This window comes from Bifidobacterium sp. RTP21102st3_E2_RTP21102_210122 (assembly GCF_040916945.1).
Lineage (GTDB): Bacteria > Actinomycetota > Actinomycetes > Actinomycetales > Bifidobacteriaceae > Bifidobacterium > Bifidobacterium longum.
Genome location: NZ_JBCPAN010000001.1, coordinates 175,622 through 198,867, shown reverse-complemented (window position 1 = coordinate 198,867; position 23,246 = coordinate 175,622). Strand labels below are relative to the sequence as shown.

Genomic DNA, 23,246 nt, shown 5'->3' with positions numbered 1-23,246 from the left:
CCCAACGTTTCCATCCTAGACGAAGCGCGCGGTAGCCTTAATGTATGGATGCAGACAAGCCGGCGCAACGCAAATCCTATGCAGGGAACACCACCCTCGAAATCTTCGAGGTGCTGTGGCGTCACAGTTACTTTGGGCATGGCCTGACCGTGCGGCAAATACTCGATGAGCTTGCCCGTAAACACCAGCTGGAAGATCCAAGCGAGCTGCCGACCGAGAAGACCATACGAAACCAGCTCAAAAAGCTGACCTCCACGGAATTTCTCGGCAGACATATCGGGCATCTCACCGAAAGCGACCTTGCCGGCATCGAATGCAAGAATCCACAACCCGGCTGGTATCTTGATGCATTCCTGTCCACTGCCGAAATGCGACTGCTACTAGACAGTCTTACCCTATCTCGCATCAGCCTCGACACCATGGACGACCTCATCGGTAAAATCCGCGAGCTCGCAGGCGCCGCCGGGCAGGCAGTAGGCTACCTGGACCATGTGGCCACCTACACGCATATCAACGGTGAGTTCCTATCCACTATCGACCAGCTGAATCAAGCCATCGAAGAAGGCCACGGCGTAACCTTCCAATACCGTGATTACGGACCGGATGGCACCTTGATACCGCATAAAAGCCGTACGGGTGCAGGCCGAATTACCTACACCGCCGACCCTTACCAGATGGTGTACAAGAACGGACGCTATTACCTCATCTGCCACCTGCATGGCGAAGACAACCTCCGCATTTTCGTGGTCAACCGAATCGCCAACGTCAGCGCCAAAGGCAGGAACGGCACAGTGCCACTGGAAAAACCAGCACCAGCTGATTTTGACGCAGTGAACTTCATGCGCCACCGTCCATACCCCGTAGCCGATGCCCCGATTCGCATCCGCATGGCCGTACGAGACGAATCCATGCTCAACAACGTGTTCGAATGGTTCGACGACCCTCAAATCAAACATTCACCGGACGGCACACAGTTCGAAGTCATCGTCGATGCTCCCGAACGCGCTGTGTTCTGGTGGGCATTGCAGTATTCCTGGGATGGCCGCGTAGTGATTCTTGAGCCCGATTCGCTCAAGCGCAAACTCTATGATGCCGGGCGTCGCATGGCCACAGCCTATGCTCCCGAATGATGCAACATCACATCGCACACCTCCTTGTCGAGTTGTTCACCAGCGAATTTCACCGGAGAACCTATCATCCCATCGCCAATCACACTCGGTAATTTTTTACCGGGAAATACGATTTCAAGCCATTTCGCGGGCATCGTCCCTCACCTAGGCGCACATAAGGCTAAGGTGGGAATCATTAATCGCATCGCGCGTCCACAAGCGTGCACTAGCGCGTACAACAATAAGGAGCAACTATGAGCGAAGAGCGTACCGCATGGGGCTGGGGTCTGGCCAGCGTAGACGCCGCCGGCACCACCCTGGACGTCTGGTACCCCGAACTGAATCTCGGTGAGGCACCGGCCGAGTCCGATCGCCCGAACCACAATTTCGGTACTTTGGCTCACGATGAGGCCGACGCCCGTGGCATTCGCCGCGTGCCGGTATTCGTCGTCAGCCAGTTGGACGAGCCGATCAGTAATGCCGCGGACGCTTACCTGAAGCTCCATTTGATGAGCATGCGCATGGCCAAGCCGAACACGCTGAACCTCGACGGCATCTTCGCCCAGCTCGCCAATGTGGTGTGGACCAACTACGGCCCCTTCGCCGTTGAAGACTTCACGCTGCGCAAGGCCGACGTCGAACGCGCCTCCACCGAAGCCGCTCTCGCTTTCGCCTCCCAGGCCGGACTGCCTGCCGCAGCTCCTGCCGCCACTGTCAACGTGTTCGGTGTGGATAAGTTCCCGCGCATGATCGATTACGTAGTGCCCACCGGCGTGCGCCTCGGCGACGCCGACCGCGTGCGCCTCGGCGCTTACTTGTCTTCCGGCACCACCGTGATGCACGCCGGATTCGTGAACTTCAATGCCGGCACGCTCGGCGTCTCCATGGTCGAAGGCCGTGTTTCGCAAGGCGTGGTCGTGGGTGACGGTTCCGACATCGGCGGCGGTGCCTCCATCATGGGCACCTTGTCCGGTGGCGGCAAGCTGCGCAATTCCATCGGCGAGCACTCGCTGCTCGGCGCCAACGCCGGTATCGGCATCTCTCTGGGCGATAACTGCACCGTCGAAGCCGGTCTGTACATCACCGCCGGCACTAAGATCACCATCTGGGACAAGGCCAAGGCCGCCGCTGGCGAACCGCTGGAAGTGGTCAAGGGTGCTGAGCTCTCCGGCAAAGACAACATTCTGTTTATCCGCAACTCGGTGAACGGCCGCATCGAAGCCCGCTACCGCAAGGTGGGAATTGAGCTCAACGCCAAGCTGCACAAGAACTGAAATTGAAATAATGGAGCGTTATCTTCGTTGCCCCTCGGTCGACGTACCTTCGTACGCCTTCCCTCGGTGCGCCTCGATACCGCACATATTATTTCAATTTCAGAACTAGCCCTGCTAGTTCTTATGCAGCCGTCGCAGCATAGCTGGTTTGCGCTGTACATATAGAAAGCGCCTCACTGGAATCTCCAGCGAAGCGCTTTCTCAAACCAACAATCACCGCTCGTCCATCGGCACGAAATCGCGCTCGACCGGACCGGTGTAGACCTGGCGTGGGCGGCCGATCTTGGTATTCGGGTCGGCCAACATCTCACGGTACTGCGCAATCCAACCGGGAATGCGGCCCAGCGCGAACAGCGTGGTGAACATGGCCGGATCGAAGCCGATCGCCCGATAAATCAAGCCCGTGTAGAAGTCGACGTTCGGATACAGGTTGCGCGATACGAAATATTCGTCATTCAGCGCAATATCTTCAAGCTCGGTGGCCACGGCGAACAGCGCGCGCTCGTCAGACGGCAGCTTCTGCGTATCTTCGCGCTCCATGATCTTTTCCAGATACTTCCTGGCAATCGCCGCGCGCGGATCATACGACTTGTATACACGGTGGCCAAGGCCGGAAATCTTCTGGCCATTCTCCTTGGCATCACGCACGAACTCGGCCACAGACTTGCCGGAATCACGAATCGCCTTCAATTGGCGCAGTACGGCCTCATTCGCACCACCATGCAACGGACCGGACAGCGCATTGACGCCAGCGGCCACCGCCGAATACAGGTTGGCGTGGGCGGAACCGGCGATACGCACCACCGAGGTCGAGCAGTTCTGCTCATGGTCGGCATGAATAATCAACAAACGACCCAAAGCATGCACATACAGCGGGTCGGATTCAAACGGCTCGTACGGCACAGCGAAGCACATGCGCAGGAAGTCGTCCACATAGCCGCGCGCGTAATCGGGGTACAGCATCGGCTCATCGCGACGACGGCGGAAGATGTACGACACAATCGTACGGGCCTTGGCCATGATGATCTTGGCGGCCTCATCAAGCTGGTCGTTGTCAGAAATATCGGTGGTGTCCGGGTAGAACGTGGCCAGCGCATTGATGGCGGAGGCAAGCACGCTCATCGGGTGAGCGGAGCGCGGGAACGAACCCATGAAGGTACGGAAGTCTTCGCCAACCATCGTCTTGTGATTGATGTCCGCACAGAACTGCTCATACTCAGCCCTGCTCGGCAGCTCGCCGTGGCGCAGCAGCCACGCCACCTCCAGAAAATCGGAGTTCTCGCACAGTTGCTCGATGGGGTAACCGCAGTAGCGCAAAATCGAATGCTTGCCGTCGATGTAGGTGATTTTCGATTCGCACTGCGCGGTGGTGAGGAATCCGGGATCAAGCGTTACCCAGCCATCGTTGCGCAGTTTGGAAACGACGATGCCATCCGGCCCTGCACTAGCCTTAACCACGGGCAGGTTGAACTTGTTCGAATCGACATCAAGTTGTGCCGTTGCCATTCGCGCACCTTCCTCTTCATGAACCACTTACCCCAAACATTAACGTTCACGCGTTCGCGAACACTAGTGTTCGGTACTCTATGTCTTCTGTGTTACCGCTGGCGAATGCCGGTCGATACACGAAAGCCGAAGTGCGCTCATGCTATCAAAGCAAACGCACTTCGGCTTGTTACGTCTCGAATTCGCGGGAAAACCGCGAACAGACGGACGGCTAATGAGACGCTGATCGCCCATCACAGGCCAATCAGGCACCTACCATACGCCAAACGCCGATCAGAGGTTGGTGCGATCGGTGAAAACGATCGGGCCGTTCTCGGTGATGGCGATGGTGTGCTCGGAGTGGGCGCCGCGCGAGCCGTCGGAGGCACGCAGGGTCCAGCCGTCCTTCGGATCCTGGAAGATCTCGTCGGTGGTCTTGAGGAACCACGGTTCGATGGCGATGACCAGGCCTTCGCGCAGCTTGTAGCCGTGGTGGGCGCGGCCGTCGTTCGGCACGTGCGGGTCGCCGTGCATGATGTGGCCCACGCCGTGACCGCCGAACTCGAGGTTGATCGGGTAGCCGTATTCGCGCGCGACGTCGCCGATGGTGTTGGAGATGTCGCCGAGACGGTTGCCGGGCTTGGCCACGTCGATGGCGGCGGCGAGCGCTTCCTCAGTGCACTTGATGATGCGCAGGTCTTCGGGGTCCGGGTCTTTGCCGACCACGAAGCTGACGGCGGAATCGGCCACCCAGCCGTCCACAGAGATGGCGAGATCGAGGGAGACGAGGTCGCCGTCCTTCAGGCTGTAGTCGTACGGCACGCCGTGCAGCACGGCGTCGTTGACGGAGGTGCAGATGTAGTGGGCGAACGGGCCGGTGCCGAAGTCAGGAGCGTAGTCAACATAGCAGGATTCGGCGCCCTTGCGGTCCACGATCTTCTTGTGGACGAACTCGTCGATTTCGAGCAGGTTGGTACCAACTTTGGTGGTCTCCTGCAGTTCCTTCAGAATGCCGCCGACAAAACGACCAGCCGGCTTCATTTCCTCGATTTCACGAGGGGTTTTCAGTTCGATCATGAGATTCTTTCTACCTTGTTGAGACTTGTTCTCAACTCTAGACCAGCCCGAGGTCAACCGCCAGAAGCCTACCTGAAATCCACTCGCAGCCCATTAATAGCCAAGGCCGAGAAAAAGCGCCCGGCAGCACATAGCCTGCACGGGCGCTTTGGATTGATTGTCTGGGGACTGGTTGCATGAAGCGTGAGATTACTTGCGACGCTTGCCGAAAGTGAACGCGCGAATCACTGAAGTAATCCCCATCACCACCATGGCGCATCCGCCGAAGATAATCATGAATACGGCGGAGCTCAGCGGGCTCATCAGCACCACGAAGCCGGCGATAATCGAGATGATGGCATAGGCGATGGCCCAGCCGGAATGCGGGATACGCCACGATTCAACCAGCGACAGCACGCCTTCCATAATCCATCCGAAACCGACCATCAAAGTAATGAGTAATGCCAGCGTCTGACCGGTCATGCCGTAGTTGCGCACAACCACCACGCCGCCAAAGGTCAGCAGAATGCCGACGAACACGTCCAGCACACGCCAGCCGCCCGGCAGACCCGGCTCCACGAGAGCGCTGACGATGCGCACCACGCCGGAAATCACGAAATACACGCCGAGCAACAATGCGGCCAAAGCCAGCGTCTTGTTCGGCACCAGCAACAGCGCAGCGCCCAAGGCGATGGCGGCCACGCCCACCACGCCGTAAATGATGCGAATCTTGGTCTTGGCTTTTTCCGGCAGCCATTCCTCGATCAGGCGGAATGGACTGAAATTGCCGACATACCAGTTGGTCTGCTGCCAGCCGGGTTGACTTTGATCGCCCCATGGACCATTCGGCTGCCCGTCCGCTTGGCTATTCGATTGGCCGTCCGCCTGATACCGCCGACCGTCCGGCCCCCATGCCGGCTGGCCGTTCGGGCCATAGTTCGGATTGTAGGCGTACGGGCCGTAGTACGGGTTCTGGTTCGGTTCGCCTTGTGGCTGGCCGTTCTGCGCATGCTGATTCTGAGTGTCTTGCGCTCCCGGCGCACCTTGCGGAGGATATTGGCCGCCATGATTGCTGTCATACGCACCATACTGCGGTTGGCCCGGTTGACCCGCCGGATTCGGCTGGTTCGGCTGGCTCTGGTTGGGCTGGCCCGTCTGGCCATTCCACTGGTCCTCGTTCGGATTGCTCATCGTAACTCCTTAGCTCAAGGTCCATGTTCAGATTCCACATACTATGATAGACAAGTTGTCTAATTTGAACCATCACCACAATTAGGCAATCTGTCTAGTTCACTGACAGCGCAATGCCCATAACGCAATATCTGCACCATCAACGCTTCTCCCCCGCCGCGATTAGGCTTAGGGCCATGACCAACGAAACCGAAACGCTGACGTCGGGCATCGACCCGGCATCGTTCTCCTCCGTCATCAAGCCGACCAACGACCTGTTCCGCTACGTGAATGGCCCATGGATCGACACCTACCGATTGCCCGACGATCGTTCGCGCTACGGCTCCTTCGACAAGCTTGCCGAAGACGCCGAAAACCAAGTACGCGACATCCTCGACGCCGACGACTGCCCGGCTGTCAAGTCTGAGGCCCTGTACCGCTCATTCCTCAACACCGACGCCATAGAGGCCGCCGGGCTTGACCCAATCCGCGACGAGCTTGACCTCATCGATTCCGCCATCGACAAGGCCGCACTCACGCGCGTGCTCGGCACGATCAACCCAGCCGGCGGCCCCGATCTGTTCGGCTTGGCCGTTTACGGCGACCCGGGCGACCCGGACCGCAACATCGCCCACCTTGAGCAGGCCGGCCTTTGTCTGCCGGATGAAGCCTACTATCGCGAGGATCACTACGCTCCCGTGCGCGAAGCATACGTGGCGATGGTCGCCACCCAGCTGGTGAACGCCGGATACGCGCCCGCCGCCGAGTCCAACGGTGGCGATGAGCTGCCGTCCAACACCGGCGATGACGAGAGCAACGCTCCCGCCACGGTTCCCAGCGAAGCCGCGCTCGGCATGGCCCGCCACTTCCTTGCCGTGGAAACCAAGATCGCCGCCAACCATTGGGACAATGTGGCCACGCGCGACTCGGTGAAGACCTACAACCCCACCGATTACGCCGATCTGGCCGCCACGCTGAAAAACTTCGATCTCGGTTCTTGGATCGACGCTTGGCAGACCGCTTATGACGCCACCGAAGCCGCCAAGGCTCAGCCGATTGATTTCAAGTCTGTGTTCGCGCGCGTCATTGTGCACGAGCCGAGCTTCCTCACTGGTCTTGATGCGTTCTGGGCCGAGGCCGATCTGGCCGACCTTAAGCTGTGGGCCCGTGTTCACATGATTCTGGGCTTCGCCTCCTCCCTGTCTCGCGACTTCGACACCACCAACTTTGACTTCTACGGCAAGGTGCTCTCCGGTGCCAAGAAGCAGCGCGATCGTTGGAAGCGCGCGGTGAGCCTGGTCAACGGCATTTGTGGTGAAGATGTGGGCCGCGAATACGTGCGCCTGCACTTCCCCGAAAGCTCGAAGCGCCGCATGGAAGAGCTGGTCGCCAATCTGATTGACGCCTACCGCGTGTCCATCACCAATTCCGATTGGCTGGGCGAGGACACCAAGGCCAAGGCTCTGGAGAAGATCTCCAAGTTCACGCCGAAGATCGGCTACACCAACCACTGGCGCGATTATTCGGCGCTGAGTGTTTCTGCGGATGCGCTGCCCGCCGAGAACGCCAAGGCCGCGAACCTGTACGAGACCGGCTATCAGCTGGCCAAGGTCGGCAAGTCGGTCGACAAGGACGAATGGCTGATGAATCCGCAGACGGTGAACGCCTACTACGAGCCGAGCATGAACGTCATCGTGTTCCCGGCCGCGATTCTGCAGCCCCCGTTCTTCGACCCGAAGGCCGAGGATGCGGCGAATTATGGCGGCATCGGCGCAGTGATCGGCCACGAGATCGGCCATGGCTTCGACGATCAGGGTTCGCAGTACGACGGCGACGGCAAGCTCAACAACTGGTGGACCGACGAGGATCGCAAGAACTTCGAGGCCCGTACCGGCGCATTGATCGCCCAGTACAACAGCTTTGTGCCGCTGCAGCTGGCCGAGAAGTACGCTGACGAGCCTGATAAGGCACCGCACGTGAACGGCGCGCTGACCATCGGCGAGAATATCGGCGATTTGGGCGGCGTGAACATCGCGCTCAAGGCGTATGCATTCGCGCTCGGCAAGGCGGCAGGTAAGTCCGACGCCAAAGAAGACGGCTCCCCCGCCGCCATCAAGGCACTGCTCGATACCGCCCCCGAAATGGACGGATTCACCGGCCTGCAGCGCTTCTTCCTGAGCTACGCCTCCATCTGGCGCACCAAGAACCGCGACGAGCTGGCCGAACAGTACCTGCAGATCGACCCGCATTCTCCGGCCGAATTCCGCACCAACGGCATCGCCAGCAACGTGGACCTCTTCTACGATGCCTTTGGCGTGACCGAAGGCGACGCCATGTGGCTCGCGCCCAAGGACCGTGTGCGTATTTGGTAATCCCCGTTATGTAAAGGAAAACCGCTGTGTTTGCCTCGATTACAGGCGAACACAGCGGTTTTTCATGATGTATGGTTGGCACTCAGAATTCGGAATCACTGGGATTGGAAGATTCGGCGAAACCGTCGACGTAGGTTTGTTGGGCCACGGGCTGTGGTTGATTGGTGTCGGCGTCCGGTTGCGACATGACGGCATCGGCCACGGCCGCGGACTCGGTTGATGGCGACGGCGATTGGCCGGAATCGGAGGTGACCCCAAATTCGACGGGGCCAGATTCCGACGAGGTCGCATACGGGTCAATACCCACACCGGATGCGGCACCGCCCGCGCCATATTGCGTTGGCCTAACGTACGGCGACGATGCTCGTTGCCCGTTTCCGCCATCCATACCTTCGACGGCACCGTTGGCATTGCCGTTACCGTTGCCACCATTGCCTCCGTTCCCATTACCGGCACGCTGTGGCTTGATCAGCGACGTGGTGCCGAAGGTCAGGTCATGCCCAATGTTGGTGGCTTCGAGAACGGTTCTACTGCGCGGTTCGCCTTGCTCATTGGTCCACTGCTCGGTGATGAGTGAGCCGACCACAATGATGCGGTCACCGCGGCGAACCGAACTGGCGGCGTTCACGGCCAAAGCACGGAACGCTTTGACGCCCACCCATGCGGTTCCGTAATCCTCCCATTGTCTGGTAGTCGGGTTGAGTCGACTGCGCGTGCTGCCCATACGGAATGTCAGCACGCGGAAGCTCTCGGTTCCACCTAGTGTCGGATCACCGGCCACAAAGCCGGTGACGGTCACTGCTGCTTGTTGATTTGCCATGATCGGTCCTTTCCTCGGCCTGCTGGCCTGTTGTTTGGATGTGGACCGCCGGAGCCTGTCTCCGGCTTCATTGCCGGCTTGCACGCCCCAGCGGTACCTCCACTGTGAGGCATGACGTTTGAAGTGCACAAGGGCAACTGGCAAATGTGGATACTGTGACGCAGTTGAATTTTTAAGAATGTGGATAAGTTTCGGTTATCCACAGCAAAGCGCCATTCTGCGACTGGGCAGAATGGCGCTTGATGCGATTAACGCCGAGGCTGAGTAAGTGGGACTCAACTGAGGGCGGCGAAGCGCTCGGCGAGCGCGTCGGCGGCTTCGGTGGCGGGCACGGCGACCTTGTTTTCGCCGTTGCGGTCGCGCAGTTCGATGGTGCCGTCGTTGACGTAATCGCGGCCGACCACGGCGACCAGCGGCACGCCGATCAGCTCGGCATCCTTGAACTTGACGCCCGGAGACACCTTCTTGCGGTCATCGTAAATAACCTCAAGGCCCTTGGCTTCAAGCTCGGCGACCAGCTTCTCGGCACCTTCAAACGCCACGGCGTCCTTGCCGGTGGCCACCACGTGCACGGCAGCCGGGGCAATCACGGACGGCCAAGCCAAGCCGGCTTCGTCGTGGTGTGTTTCGGCGATGCAGGCCAGCACGCGGGAAACACCGATGCCATAGCAGCCCATCCACACCGGCACGGCCTTGCCGTTCTGGTCGAGCACCTTCAGGTCCAGTGCCTTGGAGTACTTGAGACCCAGCTGGAACACCTGACCGATTTCCACACCACGCTCGAAGCTCAACGGACCGGAACCATCCGGGCTCATGTCGCCGTGGCGAACCTCAACGGCTTCCACCACGCCGTCGACCTTGAAGTCACGGCCGTACACCAGGTTGTAGTAGTCGACCTCGTTCTCATCGGCACCAGTGAACCAAGCGGAACCCTTGACCACGTGCGCGTCGATCAGGTAGCGAACCGGGTTCTTCACGCCAGCAGCCTCGGCCTGCGGGCCAAGCACCATCGGTCCGATGTAACCGGGCACCAGTTCGGGGTGCTGCTTCAGGTCTTCCTCAGTGGCTTCCTCAAGTTCGGCGGGCGCGAACTGGGCTTCCAGTCGCTTCATATCCACCGTACGGTCGCCGGGCACGCCGACGACAATCACTTCACGCCACGGCTCGTCATGCTCTTCATCCTCAGGGTGCTTGACGGTGATCACCACGTTCTTGAGGATGTCGGAAGCCTGCCATTCACGGCCATCAGTACGCGGGTGGTCGGCGTTGGCACGCTCGATCATGTTATCGATGGTCTTGGCATCCGGGGTGGCTTCCTTGGAAGCGGCGGGAGTGGTGGAAGCATCGATTTCCGGTAGTTCCGGAGTGCTCAGGGCCTCCACATTCCATGCCTTGCCGGAAGGTGCCAGCGCGAAGGTATCTTCGCCGATCGGCATCGGAGCCAGGAACTCCTCGGATGCGGAGCCGCCCATCGGGCCGGACATGGCGAACACAGGTACGTACTTCAGGTCAAGACGCTGGAAGATACGCTCGTAAGCGCCGCGCTCGTCATAGTAGGCCTTGCGCATGCCTTCTTCATCGATGGTGAAGGAGTAGGCGTCCTTCATGACGAATTCACGACCACGGATCAGGCCGGCGCGCGGACGGAACTCGTCGCGGTACTTGGTCTGGATCTGGTACAGGGTGACGGGCAGGTCCTTGTAAGAGGAGTACATGTCCTTGACCAGAAGGGTGAACATCTCCTCGTGGGTGGGGGCCAGCAGGTAATCGGCCTCGTGGCGATCCTTCAAACGGAAGATGTTATCGCCGTACTCCTCCCAGCGATGGGTGGCCTCGTAGGGTTCGCGCGGCAGCAGGGCCGGGAAGTGCACTTCCTGGGCGCCGATGCCGTTGATCTCCTCGCGGATGATGGCCTCGATCTTGTTCAGCACGCGCAGACCGAGCGGCAGCCAGGTCCAGATACCGGGTGCGGCCTTGCGGATATAGCCGGCGCGCTGCAGCAGCTTGGCCGAATCGACATCGGCATCAGCGGGGTCCTCGCGCAGGGTGCGCAGGAACATGGTTGACATACGAAGGGTATTGGAAGTCATGTGTTCCAAGATATTCGCGTGAACCGACAAGCCCGCCTGCTATTCGCACTATTCCGGCCTTCATCTTGGCATTCGGACTCATTCGTACAACAATGATGGCTAGAAGGGTAGGAGGGCACGATGACGCGGCCGACCGAGAAACAGGGGAATCATGCAATAACAATTGGCTCTGTATTCCTGGCAATATGCCAGCATTACAGAGCCAAAACTATGCGACATGGGGGTAGACGCTATACGGCCGTCAATTACATATGAAGATGCTTGTTTTCTAAGCATTCTCATCGTCAGCCGCCGCACCTGTTCCTTTGTCATGCGCTGCAATGATGGCTTTCAGTGAGATGATCTGATTCTCCAGCTGAGCGATATACCGAATCTGCTGAACAATCAACGTGTCTCGCACATCGAAACGGCGCAGACTATATTCGCCAGGAACATTCGGCAACGCACCATCGAATTGCGGCAGTTCCGTAACAAGTCGGGCATTGGCATCCACGCTGCTATAAGCACTGTTTGGCTGATCATCTTCTGGCTCAGCACTTAGTATGGCGTCTTTGTTTTCTTTCCACCGGCTAAACGCACGTCCGATACGTTTATATCCGACCAATTCCGGAGGCAACCCCGCCTCACGGAACAGCTTGACCGGAGACTCCCCATTCAGGTATCGTCTCAGGCTCTCGCGCTTGAACGCAGCCGAATATGTGATACGGCTCGTAGTTGCGCGGTCCACGGCTGCCGTGGATTGCAAATACGCTACCTCCTGCTGTGTGAATCTTCCGCCCCTTGTAGACATAATGCTATCTCCCGACCTGAGACCTATGATGACCTGTAATAGTCACAACAACAAATAGGCACAGATACGACGGAATCGGCCCCGCATCCAATAAGGCGCAAGAGGCCGATTCAATCATCTGTTGTCATCGTTCAGTCTTTGCAGGCTGAACGATGACAGTTAATTGCACAAGCTCACGCGTTGAGTGCGCGCTTGGTGGAGCGGGACTTGGCGAACACGGTCGCGGCAACACCGGCGAGGAGCACGGCGACCACGGTGAACAGCATGGTACCGGCGGCACCGGTGAGCGGCAGCTGGGTGATGGACTTGACGTTCAAGACCGTCTTGTCGGTCGTGTTGACCTGATGGAGATTGTCAACGGTCAGAGTGCCCTCGCCGCCGTCCTTGCCGATGGTCACGGTGAAGGTGACCTTGAAGTTCTCGGCGTAACCGGTCGCGGCCTTGGTCTCCTGAACGGTGTAGACGCCTTCGGCGAGGCCGCGGACAGCGACCTTGCCAAGGGTCTTCTGTGCTCCCTTGCCGTCGGCTGAGGTCAGGGTCTCGCTACCGTTGGTGGCGTCCGGGTAGTAGACGCCGTTGGCGTCCTGGGAGAACTTGATGAAGGTCTTGCCTTTATCAGCGGAAACCTTGAACTCGGCACCGGCCAGACCCTCGGCGTCGTTGCCGACACCGATCTTGGTGAAGTCGAACTTGCCGAGCTTCTTGACGACAGTCGTGCCTTCGCCGGTCTGGTCGTTATTGTTCTTCACGGTGGCCGTGTTGGTCACCTGGTCGACGGCGTCAGAGGTCACGACGCCCTGGTAGGTCACCTGGATGGTCTTGCCGGCGTAGTCCTTCACGTTCGGGAACGCGATGGTCGTCACGGTGCCGTTCTCGTCGGAGGCGGAACCGTTCTGGGTCAGCGTGTAGTCGGTGTCCTTGGCCAGGGTCTTGTCGGTGCCGTCGGCGTTGCCTTTCTTGACGACGACCGTGAAGTTGGCGTTGTCCTCGGCCACGTTGAGGCCCTTGGATGCGGCATCGGTGATGGTGTACTTGTAGGTGTCGTAGCCGGCTGCTGCGGGCGGGACGACGGCGGTGATCGTGTAGTTCACGGTGTCGCCCACGTTCACGGTGCCCTTGCCGTCAGCCGTCTTGGTCGGCGGCGTCGGGACGTTCTCGTCCTTGGCGTTGAACTGGCCCAGCGTGTCGATGTTGTGCTGGCCGTCCTCGGTGTTCAGCGTGATCTTCGTGTAGGTCTTGCCACCGTTGGTGATCTGGGTGGCAACCAAAGCGGACTTGCCGGCCATCTTTGCCCTGCTGGTCACGAGGAACCAGCCCTCGGTGGCGGTGATCACGCCGTTCACGGCGGCAGTGCCCTGCTCGCCCGCGGGGATGCGCTTCGTCAGCTCGTCGGTGAACCTACGGGCGGTGGCGGCATCGAACGTGGCCACGTACGCGGCCGGGTTCTCGGCGTACTCGGCGGGAACATCGTTCTGCTGGCCGCCGTTGGCCGCGTCGGCCGCCTGGTACACGGCGTCCTTCCACGCGGCGACGGTGTTCACTTCGACGGACGTGGCATTCGGGGCCGTGCCCTGGACGTTATCGAACGTGGCGAACTTGTAACCCGTGTACGTGTAACCCGCCTGGGCGTTGTTCACCGTAATCTTGGCCGCGTCAGTATCCGCCGCGTTGGCGGCGGCGGCACCGAACGCCATGCCACCCAACAGGGTCGCCGCCGCAGCGACGCCCGCGAAAAGCTTCCTCAACTTCATGAGAAACCCTCTCTTCCTTTCTTTACTTTGTACTTGTTTTCTGCAATCACGGAGGCCGCAGCCCCATAGCAGGGCCTCCGCGATCCGCAAATCCTTATTGTTTTTTCGGGGAGGGAAGCCTTCATTGACTCCCCTCAGTCCGCCTTCGGCGGCCAGCTCCCCTCAGCGAGAGGAGCCAAAACCACCTCAAGTTTCTTGAAATCAGACCAGCTGACGCTTACGCCAGACCGTATAGCTCGCAGCAGCCAGCAGAGCCATCAAGCCCAGGCCACCGCCATACACCAGCCAGTCACGGGCAGACTTGCCACCAGTCAGAGGCAGGCTCGACACGGCCACGTACGTGTTGGTGAAGTCGGCCGACGTGGGCTTGTCCGTCTTGTCGGAATCATCGTCGGCGTACACGTATTCGACCTTGGTCTCGTAGCCGGAGCCATCAGTCTTCTTACTCACCGTGACCCTGACGGTCACCGCATCCGTGTCGTACTTCCAGCCCGCGGACTTGCCCGACTGGTCCTCGGAAACCGTGAACTTGTAGACGGCCGGAGTCGTACCGGTCGGGGCCTTGAGCTGCAACGTCGAACCATCGGGGAACTTGGCATCCGCCGGGGTACCGGTGGCCTGCAAGTCGGCCTTGGACGCGGTGGCGATCAACGAGCCGTTGCTATCCTTCGGCCAGGTCACGCCATCCTGGCATGCGGCGTTACCCGTGGCGCAGGTCAGGTTGAACGTGAAGTCCTCGGACGCGGCGGCACCCTGCACGGTCTTGCGCACCTTGACGTTCGCATTGACGTCAAGATCGACACGGTTCAACGTGTTCGTGATAGCCACGTCATATGTCTTGACATTGTCGAACTTCGTCATGTTCGGCTCGGCTTCCCACAGTTCGCCGGCGGTGATGGTCACCGTCTGGCTCTGGCTGTAGGACGCCGTGTAACCGTCTACATTGGTTTCTTCCACAAAGTAGGCGCCTGGGGCCAAGTTCCCCAAGGAACCAGTCCAGCCACCATCCTTGGTCAGGGTAAGGGTATCGACCTTCTGGCTGTCGTCGGCATGGTCACCCTTGTAGATGTTGACCGTCACATTCGAGCCATCCTTTGGCTCGGAATCGGTCGGATCCCAGTTCTTGGTCACCTGGATCTTGCCGGTCTTCACCTGCAGGACGGGGTGGTCATACTCCACGGAACCCGGGGTCTCGGTCTTATGGTCGCCGACCTGATTGACCGCGGTATACGTCAGCTTCGCGCCGTGATCAGCGTTCGAATGGAAGCCAGGCTTGCCGGAAGAGGTGTCGTTATTCGGCGCATCGGTGCCGGAATCGCCCGTCACTGTGCCGTAGCCGGTCGAATTGCCATCAGTCTGCTTGTTGGTGGCGTAATCGTCATAGGCCTTCTGCGTCGGCCTGACCTTGAATGTGACCGTATACGTCACACCATCCTGAAGCTCATAGCCGTCCACGAACGTGACCTTCACCGTCTTGCCCGAAACGGTAACCGTGTAATCGCTCTTGTTGAGATCGACACTATTACCGCCTTTAGATGCAGTCACCGTCACATCATTCGAGCCAAAGTTAGCACTAGCGAACTCCGCGTAATCCGACAGCGTATCGGTGATGGACACGTTCTTGTACGAAGAATGCTTCTCGATCTGCCCGATGATCGCGTTAAACGCCTTGTTCAGGCCTTCCTCGTCCGCGGCGCTGAAATAGGTACCCGCCGTCCGCTCAGCGAAGTCACTCATCTTGTCCGGATCGGAGGACACGCCAACCGAGAACAATGTCGCATCGCCGCGCTTATTAGCTTCGGCAACGGCGGCGTTGAAATTCCGGTTGGACGGGTCGGAGCTGCCTGTACCACATAGATATACTCGATTCCCATCTATCCGTTGATCTTTGCAATCCTTAGTGTAACCATTCGCCGAATCACGGTACGTCGGGTCACCGTCGGACATGAACACGATGTACTTTTTCACATCCTTACGGTTGGAAGACGCCAACAGAGTGTTGGCCCGCTTCAACGCGGCCTCCCAATTCGTACCACCATCGGCGCGCAGACCATTAACAGTACTGGTTATGCCCGCTGCAGTGTCAGTGAAGTTCGACACCGTGCCCGCCGTCGTCGAGAAGGAGACCAATGCCATCTGGATATTCTTATCCTTGCCGGCAGCCTTATTCTCCGCCGTCAGCAACTGTTCCGCCATGCTGTTGACGGCAGCTTTCGCAACCTGAAGACGAGTTTGGCTACCCATCCCGTTGCTCATGGAACCGGAGGTGTCGAACACCACGACGATGTCGGCCGGGGACACGGTCGTCTGCGACGAGCTGGACTGCGTGCCGGTCACGTTCAGTGACAGGTCATAGGTGCCATCATTGTTCGCCTTGATGTACTTGCGGTGCTCGGGCGCCGTGACGACCGTGTTCGTCACCGTGGTACGCGGCACATCACTGACCGCGACCTTCGTCGTGGTCGCAGAATCCTTCTCCTGCGTCACCTTGACCTGACCGCCGTTGGCGCTCACCGCATACTTGTCCTGAGCAACGTCGAGTTCCTTCACATAATACTTCGAGGACTCAGTGATCTTCTTCTCATCACTGCCCTTGAGCACGGCATACTGGCCGGCCTTGAGCGTGATCACACCGTCGGTCGCGGTCTGGGTTTCACCGACCTTGGTGCTGGTGGCGGTGTCGTACACGTCGTAATCGCCGGTGTACAGCTCGTAGTCGTCGCCCTCGCCGTCGTAGTTGACGTTGGCGTTGAACTTGAACTTGGTATCTGCAGAAACATCGCCCTCGGTCTCCTTGCCGATTTGAATCTGGCTGGAATCGATGGTCGGCAGGTTGAACCTGACCTTGCAGTTCGAGCTGCCCGCGCCACGCTCGAGGTAGAACATCTTCAACGTGTGGTTCCGGTAGGCCGTATTCCAGTCCCCGCCCAGCACCTCGCTCAGATTCCTGGGACGGCTGTTGCTGGCATGAGTGCCCAGCGCACCATTACTGTACGTGATCTTGCCGGTCGCGAAGTTGATGGAACCACCGTAGTTGTTGTGGATACCACCAAGGTCAAGCGCCAGCTTGCCGTCGAGGTACACCCACACATCATCATCGCCCTCGAACTCGAAGACCATGTCGTCGTTGTTGACTTTGCCATCCTTCGGCATCATGAACGTCGTGGAGACAGTCATGCCAAAGTAGTAGTTATTGTCCTTGTTCAGTCCATAACCATCAGTGCCATTGTAATTATGCGTGTTCGTGCTCAATGAATTGAATGGCATGAACGCACCGGCGTCATTCGGCAGACCGCCGTTATAGAAACGCCCGCCGTCATACAAATCGAACTTGTTGTCAGTGCTGTCGTATTGTGCGTAGTTCTTCGCGCTGTCGTACGTGTAATAGCCGTTTTTCTCCTGGAACAGGCCATCGACATCCGCGTGGCTCTCGGCCAAGCCATTGACATTGTTCTCCCCGCCGAACAGGTAGCCGAGCGACGTCGATCCACTCGCCAGCTGCGGATATCCGTCCCCAGTCAAATCCGAGGAGACGATGCCCTGATACAGGCCACCGTTATTGCCGGTCCAAGCGTTCAGACTACGACCGGCCACCGAATCAGTAGGGCCAAACGTGAACGGACGCATGATCCGATTACTGCCGGACGCGTAATTGATGTTGCCGTCCCTGCCGTTGGTGTTGTAATCGAACAGGTTGACCTTGATGCTGCCATTCGTGCTCGGCACATTACCGAGAATGCTCGGAAGCGCCTTACGCGCTGCCACGGCATCCACACTCGCCGGAGCCGGAGCAGCCTGCTTGGCCACAGCATCGCCGGACTGGGCAGTATCGGCATCCGCACCAGTTGAATCGCTCTTGGTATCAGCCTCAGACTCGCCAGACTCACCGGTCTTGTTACCGGAGGCACCATCGGTTGCCGGAGTCTCGGTAGTCTGCGTTTGCGTTGTTGACGTATCGCCAGACGTCGTGGGCTGCGAATCGCCATCCGCATAGGCGGCGACTCCCACTCCGGCGACGGTGCCCACCATCGCAACAGCTGCGATGATGCTTAAGAGGCACTTAAGGAGACCCCCCCCCCGGAACATTTCTTGTAGCTTCTTCATCAGAATCAGACCTCTCCGCCCACGCCGTTTACGGCTTTTACCACACGCGGTCACGGCAATGTGACTACAGTTTCTTGTGCTGTGAGAAGAATAAAACGGTCCGACGACACGAATTGCCCCTATTTTCGGGGCAAAAAATAACCCCTTGAACCACCATCGACCTTGAGATTCCAAGAAACCCCCTTACCCCCCGTCTTAAGGGTTTTCGGGCGTGTTGGATCCCCTCATTACTCCAGAAGCCCCCTCTCTTCAGACCACGGATGGTGATTTTTGCATACGACTATGCGAGAATCAATCTCCCACCATCTACCGGCCACTACAGTTCCACATGACGGGCAACGACCGTCATCGTCACGACCAACAGATATGCAGTTGGCAATGATTCGATACCAATCGCGTTCCACGAGCTTGGCCCGGCATTCAGGGTTTGGGCAATACGTGGTATCGCCTTCACGATCATGCACGTTGCCTGTGTACACATAATTGAGTCCCTCTTCGAGGGCGATGTCTCGGGCGCGGGTCAGAGTCTCGTGCGGGGTGGGCGGTACGTCCATCATGCGGTAACTGGGGTGGAATGCGGAGAAGTGCAGCGGCACGTCCGGACCCAAGTGCTCGCGTATCCATGTACATTCAGCATGCAGCTGGGCGTCGTCATCGTTGAATCCAGGGATGAGTAGCGTGGTGAGCTCCACCCACACGTGTTCGCCTTCTGGTGTGCGTGCCTCGTTGACCGCATAGTCGATGGTCTCGAGCACATCGGCCAGATGAGTGCCGGTCACTTTCCAATAGAACTCTTCGGTGAAGCCTTTGAGGTCGATGTTGGCGGCGTCCATGGCCGCGTAGAAGTCGGGCCAGGCTTCGGCGCTCATGTATCCGGCAGTCACGGCGATGGGATGAATGCCGAGCGCTCGGCAGGCTTCGGCCGTGTCGATGGCATATTCGGCGAACACGATCGGATCGTTATAGGTGAACGCCACCGAGTCGATGCCTCGGTCGGACGCGACCTGCGCGATTTTCTCCGGACTGGCTTCCACGCCGAGCCGTTCGAAGCTGCGGGCTTTGGCAATATCCCAGTTTTGGCAGAATCGGCAACCGGAATTGCAGCCAGCCGTGCCGAAACTCAGCACGCTGGAACCGGGGTGGAAGTGGTTGAGCGGCTTCTTTTCCACTGGGTCCACGGCGAAGCCGGAGCTGCGGCCGTAGGTGTCGGAGACGATGAGTCCGTCATGGTTCGAGCGCACGAAGCAGAAGCCGCGTTGTCCGGGGCACAGCACGCAGCGGCGCGGGCATAGTTCACAGCGGGCGCGGTTAGTGCCGTCGTGGAATTGCGTTTGCCAGCGTCCTATGGCGGGATTGCGGCCATGCGTGGCTACCGTATAACCGTGCGATTCCCGATGACCACCCTCTGATTCTCGATGACCACCCTCCGGCGCTTCGCGCCATCTCCCGCCAGCGGGAGGAGCAGTAGGGGCAGTAGGCGAAGAACTATGGAGGCTCACACCGGTGGGTGAGAAAACAGTTGCTGTGTTAGTGCTCGGCATAGGCCGTCACCTCGTAGCGTTGGCAGTCGATTTCGCCATCGGTCCAGTCGTAGGACGGGCGGATGCCAGCCTTGGCGAGCAGATGAGAGGCGAAGTCATGCGAATCGGGCAGCTCATCCCACACTTGTGGCAGGAATGTGGCGCTGCGGCCACGACGGTCGGCGAGAATCAGACCGTCCCTGCCGGGGCGCAGTGCAGCCTCTAGTTCCATGCGTGATCGTACCGGGCGTTCGTCGTTTTCGTCGTCCCGTTTGAACGCATCAGTTCCAGGCCCGGACTGAGTAGGTACCAAGCTCTCGGTCTTCGAACCGGTGCTGCGCAAATCGACATCACGGGAGTTCACGGTAATCGGCTCGGGCTCGCCTAAGACGGATATCTCCATATTGAGTAACGGGTATTCCGCAGCGGTGACCGGGTTGAAACGTGGGTCACGGGTGGCGGCGTCCACCGCATGTGCAGCTATGTCCTTGCCGAGCGAACGGTAGGCGACCAGCGAACCGATGCGGCCGCGCAGTCGCCCGCTTCCGGTCCGCCCCACAAAGCACGCAACACATCGCCCACCTCTTGCGGCGTGGCGTCGCCCGCATTCAACGGCACAATAGTGAGGTCTGGACCAAGCACGGTTTGCAGGAACGGAATTTGTACTTCCACGGCATGCTCCTGCGCATGTGTGGGGTCATTGACAATCATTGCGGGAGCCGGTGCCCCGGACGAGCATGTGTACCGGAACGAAGCGGCTCATCGGAAGCCGATTCCAAGCCTAAATCTTTACGCTCAGCAACAACATCTATCGGCACCGTGCCCAGCGGCGTTTCAAACGCCGCTGCGGTAGAGCAAGCAACGCCTCGCACGGCCACACGGTGAGTCGGCCCCACGATTACCGCACGACTCACGCTCCCCCGCCCTCGTTCGAGCAAGGCATAAGCAAGCGCTGCTGTCGTACCGGAATAGACATAACCGGCGTGAGGCACGATTACGGCCTTCGGAACCCCCGCTGGAAGCGTGGGTTCCAACTGTTTCAGAAGCTCTCGGCCGTAATCCAGCTGATGGTTAATGAGTTGCTTGAGCGCTGTGCGGTAGGCGGGGTAGAACAAACCGGCCACCGCTGGCGGGCGTATTGCGCCAGCACCAGCTCGGGCGGCCCCGCGAACCTCATTGTTTTCACGAAATATCTCGGATAGCATCATAACTACCACCTCTTATTCCATGGTAGTCGCCCAATTCTTCAACGAAGGCATGCCAGCGGCGTCTACTTGCGTTTCGAGGGGCTGATTTCGCCTTTTGGGGACATCTACTTGCGTTTCAAGGGGCTGGTCATCCGCTAAATCGGAAGTAGAATCGGCTTCATGCCAACGTCATTCCGCCATTTTTGATCGTTGTCTACTTGGGCATCAGCCCCTTGAAACGGAGATAGATGTCCCGAAAACCCAAAATCAGCCCCTTGAAACGCAGAAACGCTCCAATTAGTAGTCATTCGATACATCGACCATCAGAACAAGGCAGCTTGGGCGAAGTCGTCATTGGGATTGGCGGCGAATTCGTCCGGCTCGGCGGGTTTGAACGCGTTTGCGCCTTCGTCGGCCAACTGGTCGGAGGCCGCGGCCGAGGCTTCGCGCAAGTCGCCGTCGAGCACCACGGCATCGGGCGAGACGAGGAACATGCGTTCGTTGACGCCAGCCAAATACAGTCCGCCCAGCGATTCGACTCGTGACAGCGCCACATATCCCATTCCCGGCGCGAAGGTGCGCTTCAGGTCCATGACCGCACGGTCAAGCGTCATGCCTTGCGACTTGTGGATGGTGATGCCCCACGCGCAGCGCAACGGCACCTGGAAGACGGAGGCGAGCACGGTGTCGCCGTCCATCATCTCCCATGTGGCCTGTTTCATGGTGACGATGTTGCCGTTTTCGAATTCCACGATCGGCCAGCCGCCCTTGTTTTCCTGCGCGAAGCCGCGCACGGTGCCGAGCGAGCCGTTGACGTACTGACGATCGGTGTCGTTGCGCAGGGCCATGACAGCCGCGCCTTCCTTGAGTATCAATCGCTCGGGGGCCAACATGTTCTTTTTGAGTCGGTCGACCAGGTTGGCAGGGCCAGCGGTTTCGGCATGGAACTCATGCGGTTCAAGCATGATCTGGTTCAGGCGCATGTCGTTGAGATTGTCGGCCTGCCGGTTCACCGGGAACAGGTGAACGGCGACCTGGCCGGGCTCGGGCAGTTTGCCCAGACGGGTGACGAGCACATCACGGTCGGACTGGGTCACGTCGCCTTCGCGAATGTCGGTGAGCACGGTCAGCAGTTCGCCGGTGTCCTGACGGTGCTGTTCGGTCAGATAGCAAATCACCGGGTTAAGTTCGGGCCACACCAGCGATTCGGTGATGAAGCCTTCCGGATTGAGCCCGGCACGGGCATACCGTTCGCGACTGGCGATGAATTCGGGCGTGGGGGCGATGAGGTCGCGGTTGCGCCCGGACACCGAAACCGGCGGCAGTTGGAAGAAGTCGCCGGACAGCACGACCTGGATGCCGCCGAACGGGCGTGGATCACGGCGCACTTCGCGGCAGACCTGATCGACCATGTCGAACAGCCAAGCGTGCAGCATGGAAACCTCGTCGATGACGAGGATGTCCGTAGCCTGAATCTTGCGTTTGCGCCGGGATCTGATGAGTTTGAGCAGGCTGGCGCTCAGGGCGGTGGCCACGCCGACGCCGCTCCACGAATGAATGGTTTGGCCGTTGATATGCGTGGAGGCGATGCCTGTGGACGCGGTGACTGCTACACTGGCGCCGTCGGCCCGAGCCTGGCGGATGAACTCGTTCAAGACATAGGTCTTACCGGCACCGGGCGCACCGGTCAGGAACACGTTCGCGCCGGCGTTCAGAATGGCCAGGGCTTCGGTTTGGCGCATATCAACCTCTCTAGACTCCCCTCAGGGAGGGGAGCCAAGTACGGCGGACTACTTATTGAGGATGCTGGTGGCTACGATGTCGGCGGCGATGGCCTTGGATGCGGCATCGTCCGGGCCGGGGGCGGGAGCCATAAACGCCTTACGGTAGTAGCGCAGCTCGTCCAAGGACTCGATGATGTCTGCGAGAGCACGATGGCCACCGTTCTTTGGCGGGCGGTTCTCGTACACGGCCGGGTACCAGCGGCGGGCGAGCTCCTTGAATGTGCTCACATCCACGCTGCGGTAATGCAGGTGGCTCATGAGGTTCGGCATGTAATGGTCGAGGAACTTCTTATCGGAGCCGATGGTGTTGCCGGCCAGCAGCGGGCGCACGCCTTCCGGCGTGAAGCGCAGCACGTATTCGGTGACCTTCTGCTCGGCCTCGGCCAGGCTCAGGCCATTCTCCCACTCGTTGATCAGGCCGGAACGGGTGTGCATCTGGCGCACGAAATCGTTCATATGGTTCACGGCCTTCTCGGACGGCTTGATGACGTAATCCACGCCCTCGTCCAGCACATTCAGGTCAAAGTCAGTGGGCACTACGGACACCTCGACGAGTTCGTCGCCGCCGAAGATATCCAAGCCCGTCATTTCGCAGTCAATCCAAATCAGGCGCGAATCCTTTGCGCTGTAAGTTTCTGCATCATGGCTGTCGACCATGGTAAGCCTCTTTTCGTCATGTCACCCGTTATTACAAGAACAGTTCAGACTATACCCCAGCGCATACAAGCTATCTC

The 23,246-nt window shown here is 59.1% G+C and carries 17 protein-coding genes; 3 read left to right on the top strand and 14 right to left on the bottom strand.

The annotated features are described in order from the left end of the window. The first annotated feature begins 44 nt into the window (after nt 1-44). Together AB5287_RS00940 and dapD are read left to right on the top strand one after the other, a co-directional pair. Nucleotides 45-1,130, top strand: a complete 1,086-nt coding sequence (locus AB5287_RS00940; protein ID WP_007052464.1) for a WYL domain-containing protein — start codon at nt 45-47, stop codon at nt 1,128-1,130. 233 nt (nt 1,131-1,363) lie between these two features. After that, nucleotides 1,364-2,383 carry a 2,3,4,5-tetrahydropyridine-2,6-dicarboxylate N-succinyltransferase gene (gene dapD, locus AB5287_RS00935; protein WP_007052463.1) on the top strand — a complete coding sequence of 340 codons (1,020 nt, stop codon included), beginning with the start codon at nt 1,364-1,366 and terminating at the stop codon, nt 2,381-2,383. A gap of 213 nt (nt 2,384-2,596) precedes the next feature. Here the strand turns inward: dapD and AB5287_RS00930 are convergent, their stop codons facing one another. The 3 genes from AB5287_RS00930 to AB5287_RS00920 all read right to left on the bottom strand — a co-directional run bounded on the left by AB5287_RS00930 (nt 2,597) and on the right by AB5287_RS00920 (nt 6,115). Next, complete coding sequence (locus tag AB5287_RS00930) at nt 2,597-3,889, bottom strand: citrate synthase (RefSeq protein WP_007053894.1); 1,293 nt, start codon at nt 3,887-3,889, stop codon at nt 2,597-2,599. 273 nt (nt 3,890-4,162) lie between these two features. Continuing rightward, complete coding sequence (map, locus tag AB5287_RS00925) at nt 4,163-4,945, bottom strand: type I methionyl aminopeptidase (protein WP_007052460.1); 783 nt, start codon at nt 4,943-4,945, stop codon at nt 4,163-4,165. Between the two features lie 189 nt (nt 4,946-5,134). After that, a complete protein-coding gene (locus tag AB5287_RS00920) occupies nt 5,135-6,115 on the bottom strand; it encodes an HdeD family acid-resistance protein (RefSeq protein ID WP_007052459.1) in 981 nt (326 codons plus the stop codon). Between the two features lie 176 nt (nt 6,116-6,291). On the opposite strand from AB5287_RS00920, the gene AB5287_RS00915 reads away from it, so the two are divergent. Then, nucleotides 6,292-8,466, top strand: coding sequence for a M13 family metallopeptidase (locus tag AB5287_RS00915; protein WP_007052458.1), 2,175 nt, complete (start codon nt 6,292-6,294; stop codon nt 8,464-8,466). An 82-nt stretch (nt 8,467-8,548) separates the two neighbouring features. Here the strand turns inward: AB5287_RS00915 and AB5287_RS00910 are convergent, their stop codons facing one another. The 11 genes from AB5287_RS00910 to orn form a co-directional block, all read right to left on the bottom strand. Beyond that, nucleotides 8,549-9,286, bottom strand: coding sequence for a single-stranded DNA-binding protein (locus AB5287_RS00910; RefSeq protein WP_007052457.1), 738 nt, complete (start codon nt 9,284-9,286; stop codon nt 8,549-8,551). Between the two features lie 275 nt (nt 9,287-9,561). Beyond that, nucleotides 9,562-11,376 carry a proline--tRNA ligase gene (locus tag AB5287_RS00905; RefSeq protein WP_347010075.1) on the bottom strand — a complete coding sequence of 605 codons (1,815 nt, stop codon included), beginning with the start codon at nt 11,374-11,376 and terminating at the stop codon, nt 9,562-9,564. Nucleotides 11,377-11,644: 268 nt separating this feature from the next. Beyond that, nucleotides 11,645-12,121: a hypothetical protein gene (locus tag AB5287_RS00900; protein WP_196019401.1), complete on the bottom strand. Its 477-nt coding sequence runs from the start codon at nt 12,119-12,121 to the stop codon at nt 11,645-11,647. 218 nt (nt 12,122-12,339) lie between these two features. Further along, nucleotides 12,340-13,917, bottom strand: a complete 1,578-nt coding sequence (locus tag AB5287_RS00895) for a SpaH/EbpB family LPXTG-anchored major pilin (RefSeq protein WP_196019402.1) — start codon at nt 13,915-13,917, stop codon at nt 12,340-12,342. Nucleotides 13,918-14,118: 201 nt separating this feature from the next. Further along, nucleotides 14,119-17,946 carry a VWA domain-containing protein gene (locus AB5287_RS00890; RefSeq protein WP_196024731.1) on the bottom strand — a complete coding sequence of 1,276 codons (3,828 nt, stop codon included), beginning with the start codon at nt 17,944-17,946 and terminating at the stop codon, nt 14,119-14,121. 302 nt (nt 17,947-18,248) lie between these two features. After that, nucleotides 18,249-19,562, bottom strand: a complete 1,314-nt coding sequence (gene amrS, locus AB5287_RS00885) for an AmmeMemoRadiSam system radical SAM enzyme (protein ID WP_368220376.1) — start codon at nt 19,560-19,562, stop codon at nt 18,249-18,251. Then, entirely contained in the window at nt 19,549-20,100 is a 552-nt protein-coding gene (locus AB5287_RS00880) for an AMMECR1 domain-containing protein (RefSeq protein WP_256693700.1), read from the bottom strand. Before AB5287_RS00880 ends, amrS begins: the two co-directional genes overlap by 14 nt. Further along, nucleotides 20,022-20,252, bottom strand: a complete 231-nt coding sequence (amrB, locus tag AB5287_RS00875) for an AmmeMemoRadiSam system protein B (RefSeq protein WP_256693699.1) — start codon at nt 20,250-20,252, stop codon at nt 20,022-20,024. The genes AB5287_RS00880 and amrB (AB5287_RS00875) overlap by 79 nt, the downstream gene beginning before the upstream one ends. Beyond that, a complete protein-coding gene (amrB, locus tag AB5287_RS00870) occupies nt 20,249-20,746 on the bottom strand; it encodes an AmmeMemoRadiSam system protein B (protein WP_256693703.1) in 498 nt (165 codons plus the stop codon). Before amrB (AB5287_RS00870) ends, amrB (AB5287_RS00875) begins: the two co-directional genes overlap by 4 nt. Nucleotides 20,747-21,051: 305 nt before the next feature. Then, nucleotides 21,052-22,470 (bottom strand): DEAD/DEAH box helicase, encoded by a 1,419-nt coding sequence (locus tag AB5287_RS00865; protein ID WP_368220374.1) that lies wholly within the window; start codon nt 22,468-22,470, stop codon nt 21,052-21,054. Between the two features lie 48 nt (nt 22,471-22,518). Further along, nucleotides 22,519-23,169, bottom strand: coding sequence for an oligoribonuclease (gene orn, locus AB5287_RS00860; RefSeq protein WP_007052450.1), 651 nt, complete (start codon nt 23,167-23,169; stop codon nt 22,519-22,521). Nucleotides 23,170-23,246 lie beyond the last annotated feature (77 nt).